A 25014-nucleotide genomic window follows, 5' to 3' on the forward strand; every position below is an offset into this window, starting at 1 on the left:
GTACTCCCGTTCGTGGCCTGGGTCGAAAACGGCGCGACCGGCAACCCTGCGCGCCCAGAATTGCCGCGAAGTGTACGCCAAAACTCAGCGGTTTTGCACCACGACGGTAGGGAATTTGTGGCTGAGATCGCGCGGCGCGCGCGCGAGCGCCAGCGCCACACGGCGGGCGATGTCGCGGTAGCGGGCGGCGATGGGCCCTTCCGGCTCGGCCACGACGGTGGGCGTTCCCGAGTCGGTTTCCTTGCGGATGCGGATGTCGAGCGGCAGCGCGCCCAGGAAAGGCAGGCCGTATTCCTGGGCCATCTTCTCGCCGCCGCCGCTGCCGAAAATGGGCTCGGCATGACCGCAGTTCGAGCAGACGTGGATGCTCATGTTCTCGACGAGCCCGAGGACCGGAACATTCACCTTCTGGAACATCTTCACCGCCTTGCGCGCGTCGAGCAGCGCGATGTCCTGCGGGGTGGTGACGATGAGCGCGCCGGTGAGCGGTGCCTTCTGCGACAGGGTGAGCTGGATGTCGCCCGTGCCCGGCGGCAGGTCGACGACGAGATAGTCGAGCTCGTGCCAGTTCGTCTGGGTGAGCAGCTGCAGCAGCGCCTGGGAGGCCATGGGCCCGCGCCAGATCATGGGCGTTTCGGGATCGACGAGAAAGCCGATGGAATTGACCTGCAGGCCGTGCGCCATGAGCGGTTCCATGCTCTTGCCGTCGGTCGATTCCGGCGGCTGATGCCCCAGACCCAGCATCTGGGGAATCGAGGGACCGTAGATGTCGGCATCGAGCACGCCCACGCGCGCCCCTTCGGCCAGAAGCGCCAAGGCGAGGTTCACCGCCGTGGTGCTCTTGCCTACCCCGCCCTTGCCGGAAGCCACCGCGATCACGTTGGCCACGCCGGGCAGAGGCTGGGTGCCGGGCGGGATCTTGTGGATCTCGATGCGGGAGAGAAGCTCGACCTGCACCGACTCCACCCCGGGCAGCCGGCTGAGCGCCTGCGTCACCGCCTCGCGTACCGCCTCGCCCATCGTCGCCACGGGGTAATCCAGAGCAAGCCGCACGCGCACCGTGCCGCCTTCGGTCTCTAGCCCGACGATCGCCCTTTTACCCAAGGAGGTTCCAAGGTTGGGATCGGTCAGGGCCGCGAGGGCGTCGCGGATCGCATCAGGGGAAAGGCTCATCTCGGGACTCCAACAGGGTTCGGGTATCATTGCTGCGGGTTTGCCCCGATCTTACTGCAAAGCGCAGGATGGCAAACCCGCCGCCCTTCAGGGTTTCCGTCAGGTCCGAGGATGAGTCCAGACATCGACCATTGCCGCGAGCGTCTCGAGCGCCGTCCCGATGCCCGCTACTACAGCCTTCTGCTGCTGCGTGGCCCGAGGCAGGAGGCGCTCTTCGTGCTCTATGCGCTCATCGACGCGCTGGAAGACGCCGTGCGTTCCTGCCGCGAGCCTGAAGTAGCGCTCACCACCCTTTCCTGGTGGGCGAACGAAGTCGCAGCCGCCTTCTCTGGAACGCCGACCCACCCCATTACGCGGGCGTTGCGCCTCGTGCTGGCGGATCTCCCCTGGGAACGGGCTTTCTTCGACGAACTGGTGCTCGCGGCGCGTCTGCGGGCGGCGACGATGCGCTGTGCTTCCAGCGCCGAGCTGCAGCAATTGACCTATCGCTTGGGGGCGGTGCCGGCGCTGCTGACGGTGCGCGCCCTGGGAGGCTTGGAGCGTGAGGCCCAGCAGGCGGCGCAGGAATTGGGCATGGGGCTCGCGCTTGCCGAGCTGCTGCTGGGCGTTGGGGCGGACGCACGCACCGGGCGCATCCTATTGCCGGTGGATCAGCTGCAGCGCCACGGCGTGCCCGCCGCGCAGATCCTCGAAGGGCGCTGGAGCGAAGCCTTCGCGGCGCTGATGCGGGCCCAGGCCGAGCGGGTGCGGCACCACTTCCGGGCCGCCGACGAGGCGGCCACCGCCCAGATGCGCCAGGCACTGCGTCCCCTGATGGCGCGCCGCACGGTGACCGAAGCCCTGCTCGCCGAAGCCGAGGAGATTGATTACCGCCTGCTCGATCGTCGTCTCGAACTGCCGCCGCTGCGGCAGCTGTGGCTGACCTGGCGCGGCTGGCGGAGGAAACCCGGCCGATGAGGGTGGCGGTCGTCGGCGCCGGGGTGGCGGGGTTGGTGTGCGCCCTGCGGCTGGCGGAAGCCGGAGTCCGGGTGGCGGTATTCGAGCGCTCGCCAAGGCTGGGCACGGGCATCTCCTGTCTGAGCGCGGAAATTTTGCCCCTGTGGGGGGCGAGCCCACACCTTTTTGCCTGCGCCCGCCGCCTGGGCCTGTCGCCGCGCCACCTGAAAACGTCGACGCCAGGATGGACGGTGGTGGGTGCCGGATCGCTCACCCTGCGCACGCGCTGGAGCGGTCTGGAAGTATGGGGCGAGCCGGAAGGAACGCTCTCTAGCAGGGAACGACGCGCGACCAGCCGCGCCTTGCGGCGGCTGCTGCGCGCCGGCCGGCATGGCGGGAGCGCCCTACCCGACCTACCGCTCGCCCAGACGGCATTGCCGTGGGGCGACGAAGCGGCGCTGCACCTCTTGTGGCGCCCCCTGTGCCGCCTTCTGTGCCTTGCTCCGGCCGAAGAGACCCCTCTGCCCCGCTTCGCCCGTCTTCTCGCCGCCGCGCTGGGCGCACGGGCGCACCGCCAGTGGTTCCGCCTGCCGGATTCCTTCGTCGAATGGTTTGCCGTGCCGCTTGCCCGCGCGCTGGGGCGACGCGGCGGCGAGGTGGCGATCGCCGCGCCGGTGCAGTCCCTGGAGCCGGCGGAAGGCGGATGGCGCCTGCCGCAGACCGACGTCCGCCATTTCGATCACGTCGTGCTCGCCGTTCCGCCCCGGGACGCAGCGTCCCTGCTCCGGGGAATCGCCGGGCTCGAAGCGCTGGTCGCACGGCTTTCGAATTGGCCGGAGATCCGGCTCTGGAGCGCGATCACCCCCCATACCACGCACGGATGGTGCTTCACCCCCGAAGCCGATGCTTGGCAAGCGCCGGCGGGCGGTGGCCGCACCGCATTGGCCTGTCTCGCTCCCCCCGGGCCGGAGCGGCTCCTCCCTTTGGGCGAAGAAACGCTCGCGGCGCCATGGTGCGACGAGCGCTTTCCGTTGCCTGCACCTTCTCCCCCGCCCCTGCACCCTTTCCCTGGCCTTTGGCTCGCCGGTGGCTGGATGGCGCCGGAACCGACCCTGCCGGGGGCGGAATCGGCGGCGGCCAGCGGCTGGCGCACGGCCGGGGCGATCCTGCGTCCGGCAACGGCGGCAGGATAGAATCGGGTTTTCGGTTCCGGATTCCTCCATGCCGCGTTTCTCCCGCGACCACTTCCTGCTCCTGCTCGTCGCCGCCATCTGGGGTAGCACCTTCGTCGCGCAGCGCCAGGCAATGGCGACGATGGAGCCTTTCGCCTTCAACGCCGCCCGTTTCGCCCTGGCAGCGGTGGCGCTGCTGCCGCTGTGGTGGGCCCTCGAGCGCCAGCGCCGTGGAGTCTCTCTGAAGCGCTGGCTACGCGCCTCGATCGTGACGGGGACGCTGCTCTTCGCGGGATTCGCCTTCCAGCAGATCGGCCTGACCGAGACGACCGCCGCCAATGCCGCTTTCATTACGGCGAGCTACATCGTCTTCGTTCCTTTGCTCGGATGGCTGCGCGGCGTGCGACCGCCGGCAGCCTTCTGGCCCGGCCTGGCCGCCTGCGTCGCCGGCCTCTACTTTCTGTCGGTGCAGGGGAATCTGGAGGTGCATCGCGGCGACCTCCTCGAGCTCGTCGGCGCGATCTTCTGGTCGGCGCACGTGATCGCCCTGAGCCATTACGGGCGGCACTTGCCGACCGTCGGATTCTCTGCCGGCCAGTTCGCCGTGGCCGCCGTGCTCTCGGGCCTATGCACCCTGCTGTGGGAACAACCGAAGCTGGAGTCGCTCGCCCATACCTGGCTGCCGCTGCTGTGGGCCGGAGTGCTCTCGAGCGCCGTGGCCTTCACCTTGCAGATCCAGGCGCTGCGCACGGTGCGACCCATGCACGCCGTGCTGATCCTCTCGCTCGAGAGCGTCTTCGCCGCGCTGGCAGGCGCCCTGTGGTTGGGCGAGACGATGACTCCGCGCCAGTGGCTCGGAGCGGCGATCCTCCTTGCCGGCATCCTCTGGGCCCAGACGAGGGAACAGGGCCGGGAAGCGGCGGAGCTCACGCGCGCCGAAGCGCACACCCCTCACTGAACGAGTCGCCCCGCATGCATCTTCAAGATACGGTCGCAGCGCCTGGCCAGCGAGACATCGTGCGTGACGAGCACGAGCGTGGTGCCTTCGCGCTCCCGCAAGGCAAACATCAGCTCGATCACCGCCTCGCCGGTGGCGGTGTCGAGGTTGCCGGTAGGCTCGTCGGCCAGGATCACCTTGGGCGAAGTGACGAAAGCGCGCGCCAGCGCCACGCGCTGCTGCTCGCCGCCGGAGAGCGTACGGGGATAATGGTGCAAGCGGTGGGACAATCCCACCCGTTCGAGCCACTGACGGGCCCGCTCCGCGGCCGCGGGCACGCCGTTCAACTCCAGCGGGAGCATGACGTTTTCCAGGGCGGAGAGGGTGGGCAAAAGCTGGAAATTCTGGAAGACGAAACCGATCGTGCGGCCGCGCAGGGCCGCGCGTCCATCTTCGTCCAGAGCAAAGAGCGGCGTTCCATCCAGAAGCACCGCCCCCTCGCTGGGGATATCCAAGCCGGCGAGCAAACCGAGCAAGGTCGATTTCCCCGAGCCGGAGGCCCCGACGATGGCCACCGCTTCGCCCTGCAAAACGGCAAGATCGATTTGGTCGAGGATCACGAGCGGCTCCTCGCCGCGGCGTAAAACGACCTTGCGCAGTTTCTCGGCGCACAATATGGGGGTGACGTTTTTTCCCGGAGTCTCATTGCCCATGTCGATCCTTCCTCCGCGTTTCCACCCAAAGGGTGGTCGATCCATTCCCGCGTTGCTCTTCCTCGCGTTTGCCCTGCTCGCAACGGCTTTACCGGCCAGCGCAGCCACGATTCTCGTCTTCGGCGACAGTCTCTCCGCGGGCTATGGGCTACCGCCGCAAAGCGGCTGGCCCTACCTGCTGCAGCGCCAGCTCGATGCGCTCGAACCTGGAGCACACCGCGTCATCGACGCCAGCGTCTCGGGGGAGACCACGGCCGGGGGAGCCTCCCGCCTGCCGAGGCTGCTCGAACGGCACCGACCCGATGTCGTCGTGCTCGCCCTGGGCGCCAACGATGGCCTGCGCGGCCTGCCGCCGAAAGCGATGGAGACCAATCTCGAGCGCATGATCCTCATGGCCAAACAGTCCGGCTGCGAAGTCGTGCTCGTGGGCATGAGACTGCCCCCCAATCTGGGGCCCGATTACACTGCCGAGTTCGATGCGGTCTATCCGCGCCTCGCAGCCCGTTACCCCGTGCATTTCGTCCCCTTCCTGCTCGAAGCGATCGCGCTCGACCCTGATGCGTTCCAGGAAGACGGGCTGCACCCGGTGCTGGAGGCCGTGCCCAAGCTGTCCCAGACGGTGTGGCCGGCGATCGCCTCGGCGCTGGAAGCGGTGCGCAAACGCGGCGCCGCCTCCGGGCGCTGAAAGCCCTTCAGCGCAGCACGACCCGCGGCACGGGCGACTCGACGATCTCGCCGATCTTCCAGCCGCCCAGCGCCTGGTGCGCCCGGATCTCGGCCATCACCCCTTCGGCCGCTTCTGGCGCGCAGGCGATCAAGAGCCCCCCGCTCGTTTGTGGGTCCGTGAGGAGGGTGCGCCACAGCGCCGCCTCCGCTTCGTCTTCAGTGAGCGCCGACAGATCGACCTCCTCGCCGTAACTCGCCCAGTTGCGCTTGGAGGCCCCGGTGGCCACGCCCTCTTCGGCATATCGCCGCGCACTGGCGAGCACGGGGATCGCCTCCCGGTCGAGCACCGCCGCCACGCCGCTCGCACGGCAGACTTCCAGGAGGTGCCCCGCCAGGCCGAAGCCGGTGACGTCGGTCATGGCGTGCACCGCTTCGCGACTGGCGAGCGCCCGCCCGGCGCGGTTGAGCGTCATCGTCCACAGCCGCATCTCGGCGTATTCGCTGCCGGAGAGCCGCCCCTGCTTGAGCGCCGCCGAGAGGATGCCGATGCCAAGCGGCTTGCTGAGAATGAGGACGTCGCCCGGGCGCGCTCCGCCGTTCGTCTTCACCTGCTCGGGATGCACCACGCCCAATGCCACCAAGCCGTAGATCGGTTCGACCGTGTCGATCGAATGCCCTCCGGCGAGCGGGATGCCCGCCTCACGGCACACGCCCGCGCCGCCCTCCAGGATGCGGGTGATCGCCTCCTCGGGCAGCTTGCCGACCGGCATGCCGACGAGGGCCAGCGCCAAAATCGGCCGCCCGCCCATGGCGTAGACGTCGGAGAGCGCATTGGTGGCGGCGATGCGGCCGAAATCGTAGGGGTCGTCGACCACGGGGGTGAAGAAATCGGTGGTGGCGACGATCGCCAAATCCTCGCGCAGGCGGTAGACTGCCGCATCGTCGCTCGCCTCGGTACCCACGAGCAGCTCTGGCGGACACAACCCGGGAGGCAGCGAACCGAGCAGGCGCTGCAGCACCGCCGGCGCGATCTTGCAGCCGCAACCGCCGCCGTGGGCCCATTCGGTGAGCCGGATGCCGTGCGCCGAAGTGCTTGTTCCTCGTTCCATATATTTGACCTCCTCGAGATCCATGGCTGCCAAAGACAAAGACCGGATTGTACCGCTCGAACGGATGGACGAATTCGACGCGATCATCGACGCACGCTCGCCCGCCGAGTTTCTCGAAGACCACATCCCCGGCGCGATCAACCTGCCAGTGCTCGACGACACCGAACGGCGCATCATCGGCACCATTTACAAACAGCGCTCGGCGTTCGAGGCGCGCCGGCTCGGGGCCGCCTGGGTGGCCAAGAATCTCGCGCGCCACCTGCAGGAACGCCTGCAGCAGTACCCCCCTTCATGGCGCCCCCTCGTCTACTGCTGGCGCGGCGGGCAGCGCAGCGGCGCCTTCGTCACCTGGCTGCGTATGATCGGCTGGTCGGCGGCGCAGCTGGCGGGCGGCTACAAGACTTATCGCCGCTGGGTGCTGGAGCGGCTCGCCGAGCTGCCGGCGCACTTTTCTTGGCGCGTCATCGCCGGCCCCACCGGCTCGGGCAAGACGCGCGTGCTGCAGGCGCTCGAGCTCCGCGGCCATCAGGTGCTCGACCTCGAAGCCTTGGCGCGTCATCGCGGCTCCATCCTCGGCGCCTGGCCGGGGGGCGAAGCCCAGCCCACACAAAAAGCCTTCGATACGGCGCTCGTCGCGGCGCTGCGCCGCTTCGACCCTTTCCGGCCCGTCTTCGTCGAAGCCGAGAGCAAGCGCATCGGCCTGGTGCAGCTGCCCGAGGTACTCCACGAAGCAATGCGGCTCGCCCCCATGATCGTGCTCGATACGCCCCAGGAGTGCCGCCTGCAGCTCCTGCTCGAAGACTATGGCTGGCTGGGCGACGAGCCCGCAGCGCTCGCGCGGCGGCTCGAGCGCTTCAAAGGCTTCGTCCCGAACGAGACCTTGCGCCGCTGGCAGGAACTCGCCCTTCGCCGCGATCTGGCAACGCTCTTTGCCGAGCTCATTGCCCGGCACTACGATCCCCTCTACCGCCGCTCGCTCGCCCGCCATCCGGAGCTCGTACAGGCGCCCCGGGTACGGCTCACGGGGCTGGACACCGCCGCGCTGGAGGCCGCCTGCGGGGAGATCGAGGCGTGGGGATCGGCTTCCGAACTCCTTCCCCGACCGTCTTCGGCCGCCGCCTCGGCCCGCCCTCCTTAAGCGGCGCCGTAGCGCTCGCGCAGGGCCCGCTTGTTGATCTTGCCCACGCTGGTTTTCGGGATTTCCTCGAGGAAGACGATGCGATCGGGCACGGCATAGCGCGAGATTTCCCCTGCCTCGGCGGCGCGCCGCAGCGCCTGGAGGATTTCTTCGGAACTCACCGCCCCCGGTCGGGACGGCACGACAAAGGCCAAGGGGCGCTCCCCCCAGCGCTCGTCGGGTACGCCGATCACCGCCACTTCGGCCACCCCCGGCACCCGAAGGATGTGCCCTTCGATCTCGAGCGAACTGATCCATTCCCCGCCCGATTTGATCACGTCCTTGAGCCGGTCGGTAATGCGCAGGAAGCCGTCGGGGTCGATCACGCCGATGTCTCCCGTGTGCAGCCATCCGCCGCGCCACAGGCGCTCGGAGCCCTCGGGATCGTGCAGGTAGCCCTGGGTGAGCCAGGGCGCGCGCACCACCACTTCCCCGGCACTCTTGCCATCGTGCGGCAGTTCGTTCATCGCCCCATCGACGATGCGCAGCTGCACCAAGGGGATCGGCCGTCCCGTCTTGGCCCGTTGCCGGGCTTGGGCTTCCAGGTCCCACGACAGCATGTCTTCATCGAGGAAGGCCACGGTCAGGATGGGGCAGGTCTCGGACATGCCATAGCCGGTGACGACGTCGATGCCGCGCTCCAAGGCGGACTTGGCCAATGCAGCTGGCAGGGCCGAACCGCCGATGATCACTTTCCAGCCGGACAGATCGGTCGTGGCCGATGCCGGACTCATCAGCAGCATCTGCAAGATGGTAGGCACGCAATGCGAAAACGTCACGCCATGCTCGGTACGCAACTTCAGGAGGCGCTCCGGCACGTAGCGGCCAGGATAGACCTGCTTCAGACCGAGATTCGTCGCCACGTACGGCATGCCCCAGGCGTGGACGTGAAACATGGGCGTGATGGGCATATAGACGTCCCGTTTGTCGAGACGACAGTGCGCCGCAGCGCCCAGCGCGAGCTGGCAGGCGATCGTGTGCAGCACCAGCTGGCGGTGGCTGAAAAACACCCCTTTGGGCAGGCCCGTAGTGCCGGTGGTATAGAAAGTGGTGGCACGGGTATCTTCGTCGAGCTCGGGAAAGAGGTAATCCGGCGAAGCCGCCGAGAGCAGCGCCTCATACTCCCCGGCGCAGCGCAAGCCCTGCAAATCTGCCTCGCGAGCCTTTCCTTCGTCGTCGAGCAGCACGACTGCCCTGACGGTGCGCAATTGCCCGGCGATACGCTCTAGCAGCGGCAAGAACTCGACATTGACGAGCAGGATGTCGTCGGCGGCGTGGTTGATCGTATAGACGATCTGCTCCGGCGAAAGGCGCACGTTGACCATGTGCAGCACCGCACCCATCATCGGCACGGCGTAGAAGCATTCGAGATAGCGGTTCGTATCCCAGTCCATGACCCCGACGGTGCTCCCTCGCCCCACCCCGAGTGCGGCAAGGGCATCGGCCAGCCGTCCGACCCGTTCGCGCAATTGCCGGTACGAATGGCATGTCTGGCCATAGACGATCAGGGAGGCAGGGTGATCGGATACCGCCCGTTCGAGCATGTGCCGTATCAGCAAGGGATAGGGATAGGCAGAGGGAGTCCGCTCGGTGCGTGATGTGGCGTCCATGGTTCGGTCCTCTCCAAGGAAAAAATACTTGAAGGGCGGTGACATCTCACCGCCGCGTTCTTGGCGCGAGATTATCAAATAATTTTTATTTTTGCACGCGTAAGCATTTTGTAAGGCTTCCCCTCTAGCCTACGATCTGCAGACCCCTGCAAACGCTTAGGAGGAGAACACCATGCAAAACGACATCTACGAGCGGATTCGGGCGAATCCGAAGTACCAGCGCCTCGTGCAGGAGCGCGGGCGTTTCGGCTGGATCCTGACGATCCTCATGCTGATCGTCTACTACGGCTACATCGCGCTGATCGCCTTCGACAAGGAGTTCCTCGCCAAGCCCATCGGCACCGGCGTCACCACCCTTGGTATCCCCATCGGCGTCGGTGTCATCCTCTTTGCCATCATCATCACCGGTATCTATGTGCGCCGCGCCAACACCGAGTTCGACGCCCTGACCGAAGAGATCCTCAAGGAGGTGCGCAAATGAGAACGGCGACGAAACTGTGCGGCGCGCTGACGCTGCTCGCAGCCACTGGGGTTGCCTTCGCGGCCGGTGGCGACCTGGGGCAGACCGTCAAGCAGGAGACGAACTGGACCGCGATCATCATGTTCCTGATCTTCGTCGGTCTGACGCTGTGGATCACGAAGTGGGCGGCGGCGCGTACGAAGACGGCGGCGGCTTTCTACACCGCCGGAGGCGGCGTCACCGGGTTCCAGAACGGACTGGCGATCGCCGGCGACTACATGTCCGCGGCCTCCTTCCTCGGCATCTCGGCGGCCATCATGGCCAACGGCTACGACGGGCTGATCTACTCGATCGGTTTCCTGGTCGGCTGGCCGATCATCACCTTCCTGCTCGCCGAGCGGCTGCGCAACCTCGGTCGTTTCACCTTCGCCGACGTGGCGGGCTACCGCTTCCGGCAGGGGCCGATCCGCACCTTCGCCGCCGCCGGTACCCTGGTGGTCGTGGCCTTCTACCTCATCGCGCAGATGGTCGGCGCCGGGCAGCTCATCAAACTGCTCTTCGGCCTGGACTACTGGATGGCCGTGGTGATCGTCGGCGTGCTGATGATGGTCTATGTGCTCTTCGGCGGCATGACCGCCACCACCTGGGTGCAGATCATCAAGGCGTGCCTGCTGCTCGCCGGCGCTTCCTTCATGGCCTTCGCCGTGCTCTTCCACTTCGGCTTCAACGTGGAGGCGATGTTCGCCAAGGCGGTGGAGATCAAGACCAACCTGGCGCTCAATGATCCCAAGGTGGTCGCCAAGGCGGCCGAGCAGGGCAAGGACGTGATGGAGGTGGCGCAAAACGTCGGGCGATCGATCATGGGACCGGGCAACTTCATCAAGGACCCGATCTCGGCGATCTCCTTCGGCATGGCGCTGATGTTCGGCACGGCCGGCCTGCCGCACATCCTCATGCGTTTCTTCACGGTGCCGGATGCCAAGCAGGCGCGCAAATCCGTGCTCTGGGCCACCACCTGGATCGGCTACTTCTACATCCTCACCTTCATCATCGGCTTTGGCGCGATCATCTTCGTGCTCACCGATCCAAGCTTCCTCGACGCCAAGGGCGCGCTCAAGGGCGGTAGCAACATGGCGGCGATCCACCTCGCCAACGCCCTGGGCGGCAACATTTTCCTCGGCTTCATGTCGGCGGTGGCCTTCGCTACCATCCTCGCAGTGGTGGCGGGACTCACCCTGTCGGGCGCCTCGGCCGTGTCGCACGACCTCTACGCCACCCTCTTCAAGGAGGGCAAGGCGGATTCGGCCTCGGAGCTGCGCGTCTCGCGTATCGCCACCCTGTGCCTGGGCGTGGTGGCCGTGCTGCTCGGCATCGCCTTCGAGAAGCAGAACGTCGCCTTCATGGTGTCGCTCGCCTTCGCGGTGGCGGCTTCGGCCAACTTCCCGGTGCTGCTGCTGTCGGTGCTGTGGAAAGACTGCACCACGCGCGGCGCGGTGATCGGCGGCTTCCTCGGCCTGATCGCCTCGGTCGGGCTCACCGTGGTCTCGCCGGCGGTGTGGGAAGACGTGCTCGGCAATCCCAAGGGTTCGGCCTGGTTCCCCTACACCTCGCCGGCGCTCTTCTCCATGCTGGCCGGTTTCCTCGGCACCTGGCTCTTCTCGGTGCTCGACCAGAGCGAACAGGCGAAGAAAGAGCGCGCGGCCTACGCGGCCCAGCGCGTGCGCTCCGAGACCGGCTTCGGCGCGGCGGCGGCTTCAGACCACTGATCGTCCCTACAAGGCAATCCCTTTCACCCCCGGCCCCGTCCGGGGGTTTTTCTACCTCCTCGGCTCCTCCGCCGTCTCCGCCAATGGGCCGTCTGCTTCGGGATCCTCGCCGAGCAGGCCGAGCGGTAGATTCTTCCCTGGCTTGACTCCCAGAGCCTTGAGCGACTCGGCCCGGTGCAGCAGGTTTCCCCTGCCGGCGACGAGCTTTCCCATCGCTTTGTCGTACTCGCTGCGTGCCTGCTCCAGGCGCTGCCCGAGCGCTTGCAAGTCGGTGACGAAGCCGGCGAGTTTGTCGTAGAGCTCGGCGCCGCGTTTGGCGATCTCCTGGGCATTGCGATTCTGCTGCTCCTGGCGCCACAGATGCGCGACCGTACGCACGACGAAGAGCAGGGTCGAGGGGCTCACCAGCAGCACGTTGCGCTGCCAGGCGTCCATGAAGAGCTCTTTGTCGTGCGTGACGGCGAGCATGAAGGCCGGTTCGATCGGCACGAAGAGCAGCACGAAGTCGAGCGAGGAGACCCCATAGAGCTGCTCGTAGCGCTTCTGCGACAGCCCTTTCATGTGGGTGCGCACCGAGTCGAGATGGCGCTTGAGCGCGCCTTGACGCTCGCCGTCGCTCTCGGCGGCGACGTAGGCTTCGTAGGCGTTGAGCGAGACCTTGGCGTCGATGACGAGGTGGCGCCCCTCGGGCAGGCGAATGACGACGTCGGGTTGCAGGCGCCGCCCTTCGCCGTCGGTGTGGGCGACCTGCACCTCGTACTCTTCGCCGCGGCGCAGCCCCGAAGCTTCGAGCACCCGCTCGAGCACGAGCTCTCCCCAGGTGCCTTGGGTCTTGCTCGAGCCCTTGAGGGCTTCGGTGAGCTGCCGCGCTTCACGGCTCAGGGTTTGGTTGAGCGCCATGAGCTGTCGCACCTGCTCGGCGAGCGCGGTGCGATCCTTTCCTTCGGTGACGTAGGCCTCTTCCACCTTGCGCTGGAATTCGGTCAGACGCAGCTTGAGCGGTTCGAGCAAGGCACCCAATTCGTTCTGGTTCTGCTCGCTGAAGCGCCGGGATTTCTCCTCGAGGATGTCGTTGGCCAGATTCTTGAACTGCTCGCTGAGCTGCTGGCGCGCGTCTTCGAGCAAGCGCAGTTTCTCTGCTGCCGCCCGGCGCTCGGCTTCCAGCTCCTGGGCCAGAGCCGCCTGCCGTTCGGCCAGACTCCGGTTTTCTTCCAGGGTCTGCTGCCAGCGGTCCTGTACCTCCGCAAGGCGCTGCTTGGCCTCGGCGAGCCGCTCTTCGAGCCCGGCGCGATGCGCGAGCTCGCCGCGCAGCTGCGCCACCTCCTCGTGCAGCGCGCGGCGCTCTCCTTCGATCGCTTCGATGCGCTGGCGCAATTCGCTCTGCAGGCGCAGCTCGGCCTCCTGGCGCTGAGCGAGCTCGCGCTCGAAACTCGCCCGCTGGGCCGAGAGCGCCAGACGCGCCCCCAAGAAGGACAAAGCAGCGCCGACGGCTGTGGCCAGCACGATGAGTAGCAAAAAATCCATGACCGGAAACTCCAAAATCCGCCGAAGTGATCTATGATGATACGCGGGTTTACTGGAAGCACAGGAAGCACAGGAGAAGCGAGATGGAAATGAAACGAAACGTCGGCGGCATCGATAAAATCGCGCGCATCGTCGTCGGGGTGGTGCTGATCGTCCTCGCTTTGATGGGTATCGGTACGCCGTGGACGTGGATCGGCGTGCTGCCGCTGGCTACGGGGCTGCTCAACTGGTGCCCGCTGTATACCCTGATCGGCGTCAACACTTGCCAGAAGAAGGAATCCGGCTCCGGTCAGGCCTCCTGAGTTGAGGAGACATCCGTCGAAGCTCAGTCGGCGGATGTCTCTGGCTTCTCGCGCGAGAGCGCATTGGCCAGCCGCACGAAATCGGCCACGGACAGCATCTCGGCGCGCAGACACGCATCGATGCCGGTACGGGAAAAAATCTCGGCCGACGCCAGCGCTTTCAAGGCATTGCGTAGCGTCTTGCGCCGCTGGTTGAATGCTGCGGCCACTACGCGCGCAAACGTGGGGAAGTCGTCCACCTCGTACCTGCCTCGAGGCAACGGGGTGAGCCGTACGATGCTGGAAGTCACTTTCGGCACCGGCACGAACGCGCCCGGCGGCACGTCGAAACATTTGCGCACGGCAAAGCGCAGTTGCAGCATCACCGACAATCGCCCGTAGGCGGCGCTGCCCGGCTCGGCCGCCATGCGCTCGACTACCTCCTTTTGCAGCATGAAGGTCATGTCTTTTATGCGATCGGCGTACCCAGCGAGATGGAAGAGGAGCGGCGTCGACACGTTATAAGGCAGGTTTCCCACCACGCGCAGCGGCGCCGGCAAGGTGGCGAAATCGAAGCGCAGGGCATCGCCCTCGATGAGCCGCAGCCGCTCCTCGGGAAAACGCTCCCGCAAGCGGGCGGCGAGATCACGGTCGAGCTCGATGGCCGTGAGATGGCCGGCAGCATTGATGAGCGGCTCGGTGAGCGCGCCGAGTCCGGGGCCGATCTCGACCAGATGCTCGCCGGGTTTCGGGTCGATGGCGGCGACGATGCGCCGGATGATATTGGGATCGCGCAGGAAATTCTGTCCGAAGCGCTTGCGCGCCCGGTGGCCTTGTACTTCGGCGCTCACGTACCGCTTTCTCCTTGGGCAGCAAGGCGCTCCTCGACGGAAGCGAGCAGGCAGGCGAGCGTGACCGCTTCGAAGAGGCTGCCTGGATCGGCGCGCCCGGTTCCGGCCAGATCGAGCGCCGTGCCGTGATCGACCGAGGTGCGGATGAAGGGCAGGCCCAGGGTGACATTGACCCCGTTGCCAAAACTGGCGTATTTGAGCACCGGCAGGCCCTGGTCGTGGTACATGGTGAGCTGCGCGTCGCTGCCGGCGATGACGCGGGGGGTGAAGAGCGTATCGGCGGGCAGAGGGCCGATCAGGGTCATGCCCTCGGCACGCAGGCGCTCGAGCACCGGGGTGATGACCTCGAGCTCTTCGCGCCCGATGTGGCCGCTCTCGCCGGCGTGCGGATTAAGGCCGGCCACCAGGATGCGCGGCTGCGGGATACCGAAACGTCGGCGCAGATCCCGATCGAGGATGCGCAGCACGGCTTCGAGCCGCTGCGGCGTGACCGCGGCAGGCACTTCGGCGAGCGGCAGATGGGTGGTGACCAGCGCCACGCGCAGCCCCGCGCCCACCAGCATCATCACCACGAGCGGAGTGCCGCTGCGCTCGGCGAGATACTCGGTGTGTCCCGTAAAGGGGTGACCCGCGTCGGCGATGAGGCTTTTCTGGATTGGTGCGGTAACGATGGCGCTGAAAAGGCCGCCGAGCACGCCGTCGATGGCCGTATCGAGCACTTCGAGCACGTAAGGCGCGTTGGCCGGTTCGAGCCGGCCGGGGATGGAAGGCGCGCGCAGCGGCACATGGCGTATCGACAAGGGTGCGGGATCAGCCGGATCGAACTCGGGCAACGACGACACGCCGCGCTCGCGCAGCAACTTCCGGTCGCCGATCAGCACGAGCGGCGCAGGCCACAGACGGTCGGCGAGCCGGGCGCAGAGCTCGGGCCCTACTCCGGCGGGCTCACCGGTGGTGATGGCGATCGGTTTCATTTCGCCTCCAGCGCATCGCGGCGGATCTCGACGAAGGCCTCGGCCCGGATCGTCTGCAACCAGGCATTATAGGCCTGCTCCATCTTTTGCCGCCGAAGCAACTGCCGGGCGTAGTTGCGGCGGTAGTCCTCGGAAGCGGTGAGCGGACGGCGTTCCAGCACCTGGATCAGGTGCCAGCCAAAGGGGGTTTTCACCGGCTGGGAAATCTCACCCGGAGCGAGCCGGTTCATCGCTTCTTCGAATTGAGGAACGGTATCGCCGGGGTTGATCCAGCCGAGATCACCGCCCTTGAAGGCGGAGCCGTCGTCGGAGTTGGCCTTGGCGAGCTCGGCGAAATCGACGCCATTGACGATGCGCTCGCGCAGCGCCAGCAATTTGGCCTTGGCTGCCTCGTCGTTGGTGGTCTGGTTGGTACGGGCCAGGATGTGGCGCACGTGGGTCTGCGTCACGTTGCCGGCTTCCGCTTCGATGCGGCGCATCACGTCGGGGTTGTTGGCAAGGAAGTGGTCGACCTCGGCATCGGACACCGTCACCCGCCCTTCCATTTCGCGGTCGCGCAGGCGGGCAATGGTCATCTCGCGGCGAATCTGCTCGCGGAACTGCTCGAAGGTGATGCCGTCGGCGGCGAGCGCCTGTTTGAGGGCATCGAGCGTCATATTGTTGCGCCGGGCGATGTCCTCGATGGCGCGATCGATGGCCGTATCGTCGACGGTGATCCCCATGCGCTTGGCCACCTGCAGCTGCAGTTTCTCCAAAATCATCTGTTCGAGCACCTGCTGGCGCAGCTCGTCCTCGGGGATCTGCACCCCTTGCTTGGCCACTTGCCGCTTGGCACGCACCATGTACTGCTGCAGCTCGGTGGAAGTGATCGGTTCGTTATTGACCACGGCCACGACCCGAGTGAGCTCGGCGGCAGAGGTAGATCCTGCCCACAGCGCGAGCAGCAATAGCGCAGAGCGAAAAACCGCCCCGAGCAGCGGAAGCGAGCGTCGTTTCACTGCCATCACATTCCTCCTGCGGATCCGAACAGGGTGCTGGTGGCGGTAGGCGAGATCTTGCCGTAACCCGGCACCGAGCGGCGCAGCAGCGTCTCGGGGCTCGAGCCGAGGCTCCCCAGGCCCGTGAGCTCGAGCTGCACGAAAAAGGCGGTGTTGTTGTCGTTCTCCGACAAGGCGTAGCGGTGGAAGACGGTTCGCAGCACCCAGCAGCCGCCATCGTACTCGAGGCCGAGGATGGCCTCGGTGAGGCGCTCTTCGAGAATCGAGCGGCTCAGGCGCCCCACGCCAACCCAGCCACGGGCAAGCGGCCACTGCGCCCCGATTCCCACGTCTTCGAGCAGATCGCGCGTATAACGGTAGTCGAGATTGAGCACCCGCGCGAATCCGGCCTGATAACGCACCCCGGCGTTGAAGCGCTGCGTCAGGTCTTCGCTCGTGTTGTATTGCCAGAACGATTTGAACTGCATCCGGCGGGTGAGATGCACATCGGCCTCGCCAAGGACATCGGTGCGCCGGTCGACGATGGGGCTCTCGTCGGGCATGAGCACCTCCGGCGTCTCGAAATAATAGCGTTGACCCAGCGTGAGCCGCAGGCGTTCCCAGCCGGTGTCCGATTCCAGGAGACGGGTGGTCGCCGCCACCGTGACCTGGTCGGCATCGGAGATGCGGTCGTCGCCCACGTAGCGGTTCGGATAGAAAATCTGGGCAAAACCGTAGCCGAAGCGCGCCGTGTCGAAGAGCGGGATGTCATCCTGGCGGCGATAGGGGGTTTTCACGTAGTAGATGCGCGGCTCCAGGGTCTGGAGCCAGTCACGGCCGAAGAAGCTCGCGTCGCGCTCGAAGGCGAGCCCCATGTCGAGCGAGGCGATCGGAACGCTGCGATCGATGGACGTGCGCCCCCCCGCCAGGGCCGGCTGATCCAGGTCATAGCTCGTGTAGTGCCACTGCAGGCTCGGTTCGAAATGCCACCAGCTACGATATATGGGTAAAGAGATGGAAGGGTTGAGCACGGCTCGGTCGCCATCGACCCAGTTCATGCCGTAATCGCCGCGCTGGCCGGCGTCGTCGTGACGGAACTGGGTGTAGAGCGTGCGCAGCTTGAACTCGAGCCCACCCGGCAATTCGACGGGCTGGTGCCACAAGGAAAACTCCGGCAGGCGCCGGTAGGGTTCGCTCACCTCCCGGTCGATCGTCTGATACTGCTGCATCAGCAAAGACCCGCCCCAGCCCGAGGAATTCTGATAGTTCAGCACCCCCTGCTGCACGAGATGGGCGGTGGAGGAAAGCTCGATGCGGTTGCTCAGATCGTTGAAATAGTCTTTGTCGCTGACACGGTTGAAATCCAGCCCATAGGACCATTCCGGGCCGAGGCTTTGCTGGTGTTGAAATGAGGCGAGCGCCCGGTTGCGTTCGGCCTCGCGGTCATCGGGCAAGACCTCGGCGCGAATCTGCCCTTGGTAGGAAGGCGTGAGGTAGCGGTATTCGCCCCCCAGCTGGAGGCCGCGCCGCGCGATCGCCCTCGTGGTCAAGGTTGCGTCGTAGTTGGGCGCGAGGTTGAAATAGTACGGCACGGCCACGTCGAAGCCAGAATTGGTCGACATGCCGACGCTGGGGGTGAGGAAACCGGACTTGCGCTCCCGCCCCAACGGAAATTCCGCATAAGGTGCAGCCAGGATCGTCGCGCCGTGGAACACCAGCGCCATGTTTCGCGCCTGGGCCTGGTTGCGGTCGTAGTCGAGCTTGAGCTCGTCGGCCCTCACGTACCAGGCCGGGTCGGGCGCCGCGCAGCTCGTCCAGGTGCCATTGAGCAGGCGGTAGCGGTTCTCTCCTTCGAAGAAGAGTTTCTCGCCGGCACCGTGGCCCGCGCGGCTCTGCTCCTTGACGTTCTCCGGCGGGTCGTAGCGATAGACCGGCTGCTCGATCTCGCCTTCCTTGGCGGTGACGTAGAGTCGGCCGCGAGGTCCTTCGACCTGAAAGCCCTTGGCCGTGTCCTGGATGAAAAGATTCCCCTCGCCGCTCGCCTCGTCGGTGAGCTCGTCGAAGCGCAGGCGATCGCCTTGAATGCGGATGTTGTCGCGCACGAGGATGGCGTTGCCCACGGCTTCGACGGCGGCGCCCCGCTCGCCGCGGATCTCGTCGGCCTCGACGATCGTTCCCTGGGGCAGGAGGGGGATCTCGACGCCGCTCGCCGTGTCGGTGGAGAGGCGGATACGGGGGGGTTCCTGCGGTTGAGCCACTCTTGGCCCGGCAGGGGGCGAAGGAGCCGGAACCGTTCCCGCTGGCGCCTGGGTTGAAGCCGCAGCAGGGGCAGCTGGCGAAGCGGCGGCCGGCGCTTGCGCCGGCTCGGCTGCGGATGGAGTCGCTTGCTGCCGTGCAGAGGGAACGGCTTGGGGTGCGCCGGCCGGAGGCAAAGGCTGGGCGCTTCCTCCCGCAGGCGAAGGAACGACGGTGACCGTAGCGCCGGAAGGCGATGTGGCGGGCGAGGCGGAGGGCGCAGGCGCAGGCTTGGGCGCCGGCGGCAGGCCGAGGAGCTCCGGTTTCACGGGCAAGGGCGGCAAGGGCTGAGCGACCGCCTTGGCGCAGGGTAGGCTCCAGGCCAAGAATACCGCTGCCCAGGCGAGCAAGGCGAAATTTTCCCCGTCACGCAAAATCCTACTCCCCGGAAGTCACGGGCGTGCAGCCTCGGCTTTGTTAAAATCGTCCGCCATTGTACCGCAAGGAACTCTCCCTCATGGATCGATTCGCGCGCCTGTGCCATTGGCTGGCCGATCTGGGCATTGCCGCCGAACCACGGCCGGCGAGCGCCGACGCGAGTTTTCGCCGCTACTGGCGTGTGGCGCTCCCCGAAGGCGGCACGCGCATCGTTATGGACGCTCCGCCCGAAAAAGAGCCGCTCGCCCCCTGGCTCGCCGTACAGCGTCTGTTGTACGGGGCCGGCATCACCGTGCCGCGCCTCGAATCGGTCGACGCGGCCGAAGGATTCGTGCTGATGGAGGATTTCGGCGATCTCCCCTACGCCGGCAACGTTTCCCCAGAATCCGCCCACGAGCGCTACGCCCAGGCTCTGGGGGTGCTCGCGGCGATGCAAGCCCTGACGCGCCCGGATTGGCTGCCGGAATACGACCGGGAAAAACTGCTCGCCGAGCTGCGGCTCTTCCCCGAATGGTACCTGCGCCGCCACCTGGGCGTGACCCTCGCGCCGAGCGAAGAAGCGATGCTCGAACGGCTCTTCGAGGCGTTGGTCGCGCGGGCGCTCGCGCAACCGCGGGTCTTCGTGCATCGCGACTACCACGGCCGCAACCTGATGCTGCTCGACGATGGCCGCGGTCCGGGCGTGCTCGATTTCCAGGACGCGGTCTGGGGCCCCATCACCTATGACGCGGTCTCGCTCTTCAAGGATGCCTATGTCGATCTGACCGAGGAATTCGCGCTCGATCTGCTGGTGCGCTACTGGCAGGTAGCCAGGAAACTCGGGCTGCCGATCCACACGGAATTCGAAGCGTTCTATACCGACTACGAATGGATGGGCGTGCAGCGCCACCTCAAGGTGTTGGGCATCTTCGCGCGACTCGCGCATCGCGACGGCAAGACGCGCTACCTCGAAGACCTGCCGCGCGTGCGCCGTCATCTGCTGCTCACGAGCCGCCGCTACGGGGAACTCGCCCCCTTGCGCCGGCTCCTCGAACGGTTGCATCCCGAGGAACTGGCCGTTGGCTACACATTCTGAGGGTTTCGCGGCCATGGTACTCGCCGCCGGACGCGGCGAGCGCCTGCGCCCGCTCACCGATACCTGCCCCAAGCCACTCGTGGAAGTAGGCGGTAAGGCGCTCATCGACCACTGGCTCGATCGACTCGCCGCCGCGGGCTGCAGCCACGCCGTGGTCAATCCCTGCTGGCTCGGGGAGAAACTCATCGCGCATCTCGCGCGGCGCGGCGATGTGCCACCCCTGCGCTTCAGCCCCGAGCCGGGGCCAGGGCTGGAGACGGCCGGCGGGATACGCCAAGCGCTACCACTGCTCGATGCCGCATCCTTTCTCGTCGTCAATGCCGACGTCTACTGCCCGCTCGACGTGGCCGCCTTCGTGCGCCGTGCCTGCCGGCAGCTCGAAGCCGGGTTCCTTGCGCACCTGCTGCTCGTGCCCAATCCGGCGCACCGCCCTGGCGGAGACTTTGCCCTGGGGGAAGATGCGATGGTGTATCCTGACGCGGAAGATGTACGGGGGGAGCCGCTCACCTTCGCCGGCATCGGTTTTTACCGCGCCGAGCTCTTCCTACCACTGCCGGCCGGAAAACGCGCGCCGCTCGCGCCGCTCTTGCGCACGGCGATGCGCGAGGGCAAGGTGAGCGGCGAGCGCCACGACGGCCCGTGGGTCGACGTCGGCACCCCCGAGCGCTTGGAATCACTGCGCCGCCAGTTGTCGGCGGCGGACGAGGAGAGCACCCCATGAATCCGGATTTTCCCGTCGGCCGTTACCACGAAGACCTGAGCGCCTTCGCCAAACGCCGCGCGAGCCTGCTGGCACAGCTCGAGGTTACCGGCGGCGGGGCGCTGCTGCTGCCCACCGCTCCTGAGCGCATCCGCAACGGCGGAACCACCTACCCCTACCGCTTCGACAGCGATTTTTATTACCTCACGGGCTACATCGAGCCGGATGCCTGGCTGCTGCTTCGCACCCATGAATCGCCGCGAAGCGTGCTCTTTTGCCGCGACCGCGATCCGGAAAAGGAACTGTGGGAAGGCCGCCGACTGGGGGTGGCCGCCGCCCCCCAGGCATTGGGGTTGGAAGCGGCGTTTCCGCTCGCCGAACTCGACGCGAAACTGCCGGAACTCGTCGCCGGAGCGCCGGCGCTGTGGCTGCCGCTCGCGGAGAACGAGGAGATCGACGCCCGGTTGCGCCGCCTGCTGCCGGCCCTGCGTACCAAGGCCCGGCTCGGCCCGCCGGCACCGGCCACGCTGCACGACGCCCGTGCGCTCATCGCCCGCATGCGCCGCATCAAGGACGCCTTCGAGCTCGAGCTGATGCAGCGCAGCGCGACGATCGCCGCCCATGCCCACCGCCGCGCCATGCGCGTTTGCCGCCCCGGCGTGCACGAATACACGCTGGAAGCGGAGATCATCGCCGAATTCCGCCGCCACGGTGCCCAAGGGCCTTCCTACCCTACCATCGTCGCCGGCGGCGCCAACGCCTGCATCCTGCATTACACCGACAACCGCTCGCGGCTGAAGGCGGGCGAACTCGTGCTCATCGATGCGGGCTGCGAATACGACGGCTACGCTTCCGACATCACCCGCACTTTTCCCGTCGATGGGCGCTTCCGCCCGCCGCAGCGCCTGCTCTACGACCTCGTGCTCGCGGCGCAAGAGGCGGCGATCGCCGCGATCCGCCCCGGCGCCACCTTCGACGACCCCCATCAGGCCGCGGTGCGCGTGCTCGTCCAGGGGCTGCTCGACCTGGGGTTCCTCTCCGGTTCGCTCGACGAAGCGCTCGAACGGCAGACCTACAAGCGCTTCTACATGCACCGCACGGGCCACTGGCTCGGCCTGGACGTGCACGACGCCGGCCCCACCCATGAGAACGGCCTGCCGGTGACGCTCGTGCCCGGCATGGTGCTCACGGTCGAACCGGGGCTCTACGTACCCGAGGCCGACGACGTGCCGCGGGACTTCTGGAACCTCGGCATCCGCATCGAGGATGACGCCCTCGTGACCGAGAGGGGGTGCCGGCTCCTCACGCGCGACGTGCCCGTCGCGGCCGAGGCGATCGAAGCGCTGATGCAGCACGAATCGGATTGACCGCAGGACCGCCCCCATGACACCACCCCCCTCTTCCTCCTCCGAAGTCGCCGTCGTCGGCGCCGGCCCCGTCGGGCTGACGCTCGCCCTGTGGTTGCATGAACTCGGCCGAGACGCCATGGTGTTCGACGCCCGCCCGCGCGCGCGGCTCACCGACGATGCCCGGGTTCTGGCGCTCTCACTCGGTACCTGGCGCCAGTTCGAGCGGTTGCAGATCGCCGAGCGGCTCCCGGCCACGCCGATCCGCACGATCCACGTCTCGCAGCGAGGTTTCGGTCGCGTGCGCCTGGAGGCGCACACCCTGGGAGTTCCCCTCTTCGGCGCGGTCGTGCGCGCGTCGGATCTCATCACTGCCCTGCTCGAGGCGGCACAAACCCGCGGCATCGCCGTGCTCGACGAGACTCCGGTCGAGTCGGCAGAAGCACAGAGCGAGCGCATCGCCCTACGCACGCCCAAAGGAGCCTTCCATGCCCGGCTCTGCGCCCGCGCCGAGGGACGGCTTCCCGCCGAGGCCGAAGGGGTCGTCTCCCACGACTACGGCCAGAGCGCCCTCATCGGCTGGGTGCACGCCGAGGGGCTCGCGCCGGAGAGCGCCGTCGAACGCTTCACGCCGCAAGGACCAGCGGCGCTCCTGCCCGATCACGGTCAGTGGACCTTTGTCCATGTGCTGCCGCACGGCGAGGCCGGACAGGCCGCCGCCCTGCCCGATGCGGCCTATCTCGAGCGCCTCGAGCGCGCCTTCGGCAACCGCTGGCGGCTGGGTGGGATCCACGGCCGCGCCGCCTACCCCCTGGTGCTGCGCTGGCGCCGCCGGCCGGTGGCCGAGCGTACCGTGTGGCTGGGCAACGCGGCCCAGACCCTGCACCCGGTGGCAGGCCAGGGCTTCAACCTCGCCGCCCGCGACGTCGGCACGCTGGTGGAACTGCTGCGCGAGGCCGACGACCCCGGCAGCGCCTGGACGCTCGAGCGCTACGCCCGGCGCCGCGCCCCCGACCGGCGGCTCACCATCGGCCTCACCGACGGCTTCGCACGCGGATTCCTGCCTCGAGAAGGTTTGATCCCGCTCGCACGCGGCGCTGCCCTCTTCGCACTCGATGCCTGCCTGCCGCTCAAAGCGCGCTTCGCGCAGCAGATGATGTTCGGGTGGCGATGATCACTCGCAGGCAGCCAAGGTCTTGCGTCCAATCACCGCGTGTCCTCGCAGCCGAGCAATGCCGCCGCTTCGCACCCCAATTCGCCTAACGGCGCCTCCGCATGGCCCCGAGCGCCGGCACTGGATTGAGGCGCGCTAGCGGCCGCAGTGATACACTGACATCCTTGCCGGCGCTTGCCTCTCACGAACGATGCCTTCCTCTCCCGTCGATCTCGCCAAAGAAACCCTCCTGCGCCTGGCGCAGCTGCAGCAGCCGCCCACCCCAGAGAACTACACCCGCATCTATTGCGAACTCGCCGGGGAACCGGAGCTGCTACCACCGCGGCTCGTGCGCTTGCTCGAGCTGGTCGTGGCCAAACTCCCCCGCACGGGAGAGCGGACCTGCGCCGCACTCGCGCGCGCAAGGGATCACCTCAAGCGCAATGAGACGGCACAGGCTCTGGCTGACGTCGAAGAAGCCTTGCTCGCCCTGCCTCCAGCCCACGAAACGGAGGTTTCGTGGGTCCCCCTGATCCGCCGGCTGATCGACGCCTGGGAGCACGCCGCCCCTGGATGGACGCCGGAGCGCAAACTCCATGCCTTGGAGACGATTCTCGAGGAGGGACAGAGTCGTTGGCTCCCACGGCGGCTCGAGCGCTTCATCGCTGGACTGCGCCAGCCGCCCGGAGAAACGTCCTCCGCCCCGGCTGCTGCCCCAGAGATCGACACGGCCGCCCTCACGGGAGCGCTGCTCGAGCTGCTCGCCCATACCATGCACGCGCTCGAGCTCGTCGGCGGCGACAACGACGGCATTCGAGCCGAGTTAGGCCGTCTGCGCCACGAACTCCTCCAGCCGGCCACGGCCCTCACGCCTCAGGTGGTGCGCCTACTGCAGGAACGGCTCGACGCCCTGCTCGACCCTTTGCAGTGCACCCTCGAGCGCAAGCGCGCAGCCGAGGCCGAACTCAAACGCCTGCTGGCCGATTTCCTCTCCCAGCTGGGGCAGATGAGCCGGGAGACCGAGCAGTACCAGTCCCAACTGCAGCAGGCGGCAACGGCCATCGAACAGGCCGACGATCTCGCCTCCGTCGCGGGCGAGCTCCGCACCTTGCTTCAGGCGACGCGCCACATGAGCGAGACCACACGCCAGGCGCACGAAGCGCTCGAACGCACCCGCCGTGAAGCCGAGGATGCCGATGCCAAGGTACGTGAATTGGAAGCGCAGCTACAGTCGCTCAATGAACGACTCGTGCGAGACTCCCTCACCGGTCTCTATAACCGCAACGGCTTGGAGGCCACTTTTTCCCGCACGATCGAGACCCTGCGCCAAGGATCCATCCCTTCGCTCACGCTGGGCGTGATCGATCTCGACGACTTCAAGCGCATCAACGACCTCTTCGGTCATCAAGCCGGCGACGATTCCCTCAAATTCCTCGCCGAGATCGCCCGTCAGCACCTGCGCGAGCACGATGTCATCGGTCGCTACGGTGGAGAAGAATTCGTCGTCATCCTACCGGGTACGACCGCCGAGAATGCCGCCGAAATCCTACGCCGGCTGCAGCGCATCCTCACGCGCGAGATTTTCTTCCACGACGATCGTCATCGGGTGGTCACCTTCAGCGCTGGCGTCACCGAAGTCTACCCCGACGACGGTTGGGAGAGCGCCTTCGAGCGTGCCGATCAGGCGATGTACCGCGCAAAGCGCGCCGGCAAGAACCGCGTCTTCGTCGCCGACACCTGA

Annotated in this window: 22 protein-coding genes; 13 read left to right on the forward strand and 9 right to left on the reverse strand. The window is 66.9% G+C overall.

Annotated features, from left to right (window positions below; genetic code table 11):
• Positions 1 to 84: 84 nt before the first annotated feature.
• On the reverse strand, positions 85 to 1173 hold the full coding sequence (apbC, locus tag ASC37_RS02100) for an iron-sulfur cluster carrier protein ApbC (protein ID WP_055422796.1): 1089 nt from the start codon (positions 1171 to 1173) through the stop codon (positions 85 to 87).
• 111 nt (positions 1174 to 1284) lie between these two features.
• On the opposite strand from apbC, the gene ASC37_RS02105 reads away from it, so the two are divergent.
• The 3 genes from ASC37_RS02105 to ASC37_RS02115 are packed head-to-tail and all read left to right on the forward strand — an operon-like array spanning position 1285 to position 4239.
• Positions 1285 to 2130: a squalene/phytoene synthase family protein gene (locus tag ASC37_RS02105; RefSeq protein ID WP_055422797.1), complete on the forward strand. Its 846-nt coding sequence runs from the start codon at positions 1285 to 1287 to the stop codon at positions 2128 to 2130.
• Positions 2127 to 3302 (forward strand): FAD-dependent oxidoreductase, encoded by a 1176-nt coding sequence (locus ASC37_RS02110; protein ID WP_055422798.1) that lies wholly within the window; start codon positions 2127 to 2129, stop codon positions 3300 to 3302. The genes ASC37_RS02105 and ASC37_RS02110 overlap by 4 nt, the downstream gene beginning before the upstream one ends.
• Before the next feature lie 28 nt (positions 3303 to 3330).
• Positions 3331 to 4239, forward strand: a complete 909-nt coding sequence (locus ASC37_RS02115) for a DMT family transporter (RefSeq protein ID WP_055422799.1) — start codon at positions 3331 to 3333, stop codon at positions 4237 to 4239.
• Here the strand turns inward: ASC37_RS02115 and ASC37_RS02120 are convergent.
• Positions 4233 to 4931 carry an ABC transporter ATP-binding protein gene (locus ASC37_RS02120; protein ID WP_055422800.1) on the reverse strand — a complete coding sequence of 233 codons (699 nt, stop codon included), beginning with the start codon at positions 4929 to 4931 and terminating at the stop codon, positions 4233 to 4235. The genes ASC37_RS02115 and ASC37_RS02120 overlap by 7 nt on opposite strands.
• Here ASC37_RS02120 and ASC37_RS02125 point away from each other — a divergent pair.
• Positions 4930 to 5616, forward strand: a complete 687-nt coding sequence (locus ASC37_RS02125; protein ID WP_082438342.1) for an arylesterase — start codon at positions 4930 to 4932, stop codon at positions 5614 to 5616. The genes ASC37_RS02120 and ASC37_RS02125 overlap by 2 nt on opposite strands.
• Before the next feature lie 7 nt (positions 5617 to 5623).
• On the opposite strand, the gene selD is transcribed toward ASC37_RS02125, so the two are convergent.
• Positions 5624 to 6706, reverse strand: a complete 1083-nt coding sequence (selD, locus tag ASC37_RS02130; protein ID WP_055422973.1) for a selenide, water dikinase SelD — start codon at positions 6704 to 6706, stop codon at positions 5624 to 5626.
• Positions 6707 to 6728: 22 nt separating this feature from the next.
• Here selD and mnmH point away from each other — a divergent pair, with 22 nt between their 5' ends.
• Complete coding sequence (mnmH, locus tag ASC37_RS02135; protein WP_072247890.1) at positions 6729 to 7844, forward strand: tRNA 2-selenouridine(34) synthase MnmH; 1116 nt, start codon at positions 6729 to 6731, stop codon at positions 7842 to 7844.
• Here mnmH and ASC37_RS02140 read toward each other — a convergent pair.
• Complete coding sequence (locus tag ASC37_RS02140) at positions 7841 to 9493, reverse strand: fatty acid--CoA ligase (protein ID WP_055422802.1); 1653 nt, start codon at positions 9491 to 9493, stop codon at positions 7841 to 7843. The two genes, mnmH and ASC37_RS02140, sit on opposite strands and share 4 nt — an antisense overlap.
• 172 nt (positions 9494 to 9665) lie before the next feature.
• Between ASC37_RS02140 and ASC37_RS02145 the strand changes: the two genes are divergently transcribed.
• Both ASC37_RS02145 and ASC37_RS02150 read left to right on the forward strand, forming a co-directional pair.
• A complete protein-coding gene (locus tag ASC37_RS02145) occupies positions 9666 to 9974 on the forward strand; it encodes a DUF485 domain-containing protein (protein WP_055422803.1) in 309 nt (102 codons plus the stop codon).
• The gene (locus ASC37_RS02150; protein WP_055422804.1) at positions 9971 to 11719 is read left to right on the forward strand and encodes a cation acetate symporter; all 1749 of its coding nucleotides are present in this window, start codon (positions 9971 to 9973) and stop codon (positions 11717 to 11719) included. The genes ASC37_RS02145 and ASC37_RS02150 overlap by 4 nt, the downstream gene beginning before the upstream one ends.
• A 51-nt stretch (positions 11720 to 11770) precedes the next feature.
• Here ASC37_RS02150 and rmuC read toward each other — a convergent pair whose 3' ends face one another.
• Positions 11771 to 13243 (reverse strand): DNA recombination protein RmuC, encoded by a 1473-nt coding sequence (rmuC, locus tag ASC37_RS02155; protein WP_055422805.1) that lies wholly within the window; start codon positions 13241 to 13243, stop codon positions 11771 to 11773.
• Positions 13244 to 13332: 89 nt separating this feature from the next.
• Between rmuC and ASC37_RS02160 the strand changes: the two genes are divergently transcribed.
• Entirely contained in the window at positions 13333 to 13545 is a 213-nt protein-coding gene (locus tag ASC37_RS02160; protein ID WP_055422975.1) for a YgaP family membrane protein, read from the forward strand.
• 23 nt (positions 13546 to 13568) lie between these two features.
• On the opposite strand, the gene rsmA is transcribed toward ASC37_RS02160, so the two are convergent.
• Genes rsmA through ASC37_RS02180 form a run of 4 tightly spaced genes read right to left on the reverse strand, consistent with a single transcriptional unit; the run spans position 13569 to position 18584 of the window.
• Positions 13569 to 14375, reverse strand: coding sequence for a 16S rRNA (adenine(1518)-N(6)/adenine(1519)-N(6))-dimethyltransferase RsmA (rsmA, locus tag ASC37_RS02165; RefSeq protein WP_055422806.1), 807 nt, complete (start codon positions 14373 to 14375; stop codon positions 13569 to 13571).
• Positions 14372 to 15349: a 4-hydroxythreonine-4-phosphate dehydrogenase PdxA gene (pdxA, locus tag ASC37_RS02170; RefSeq protein ID WP_055422807.1), complete on the reverse strand. Its 978-nt coding sequence runs from the start codon at positions 15347 to 15349 to the stop codon at positions 14372 to 14374. Before pdxA ends, rsmA begins: the two co-directional genes overlap by 4 nt.
• Complete coding sequence (locus tag ASC37_RS02175; RefSeq protein WP_055422808.1) at positions 15346 to 16353, reverse strand: peptidylprolyl isomerase; 1008 nt, start codon at positions 16351 to 16353, stop codon at positions 15346 to 15348. The genes pdxA and ASC37_RS02175 overlap by 4 nt, the downstream gene beginning before the upstream one ends.
• Positions 16353 to 18584, reverse strand: coding sequence for an LPS-assembly protein LptD (locus tag ASC37_RS02180; RefSeq protein ID WP_055422809.1), 2232 nt, complete (start codon positions 18582 to 18584; stop codon positions 16353 to 16355). The genes ASC37_RS02175 and ASC37_RS02180 overlap by 1 nt, the downstream gene beginning before the upstream one ends.
• Before the next feature lie 494 nt (positions 18585 to 19078).
• Here ASC37_RS02180 and ASC37_RS02190 point away from each other — a divergent pair, with 494 nt between their 5' ends.
• The 5 genes from ASC37_RS02190 (at position 19079) to ASC37_RS02210 (ending at position 25014) form a co-directional block, all read left to right on the forward strand.
• Entirely contained in the window at positions 19079 to 20074 is a 996-nt protein-coding gene (locus ASC37_RS02190) for an aminoglycoside phosphotransferase family protein (protein WP_055422811.1), read from the forward strand.
• 13 nt (positions 20075 to 20087) lie between these two features.
• A complete protein-coding gene (locus tag ASC37_RS02195) occupies positions 20088 to 20795 on the forward strand; it encodes a nucleotidyltransferase family protein (RefSeq protein WP_055422812.1) in 708 nt (235 codons plus the stop codon).
• Positions 20792 to 22141, forward strand: a complete 1350-nt coding sequence (locus tag ASC37_RS02200; protein WP_055422813.1) for an aminopeptidase P N-terminal domain-containing protein — start codon at positions 20792 to 20794, stop codon at positions 22139 to 22141. Before ASC37_RS02195 ends, ASC37_RS02200 begins: the two co-directional genes overlap by 4 nt.
• Before the next feature lie 16 nt (positions 22142 to 22157).
• A complete protein-coding gene (locus ASC37_RS02205; protein ID WP_055422814.1) occupies positions 22158 to 23294 on the forward strand; it encodes an FAD-dependent monooxygenase in 1137 nt (378 codons plus the stop codon).
• A gap of 190 nt (positions 23295 to 23484) precedes the next feature.
• Positions 23485 to 25014, forward strand: a complete 1530-nt coding sequence (locus ASC37_RS02210; protein ID WP_055422815.1) for a GGDEF domain-containing protein — start codon at positions 23485 to 23487, stop codon at positions 25012 to 25014.

This window comes from Tepidiphilus thermophilus (assembly GCF_001418245.1).
Lineage (GTDB): Bacteria > Pseudomonadota > Gammaproteobacteria > Burkholderiales > Rhodocyclaceae > Tepidiphilus > Tepidiphilus succinatimandens.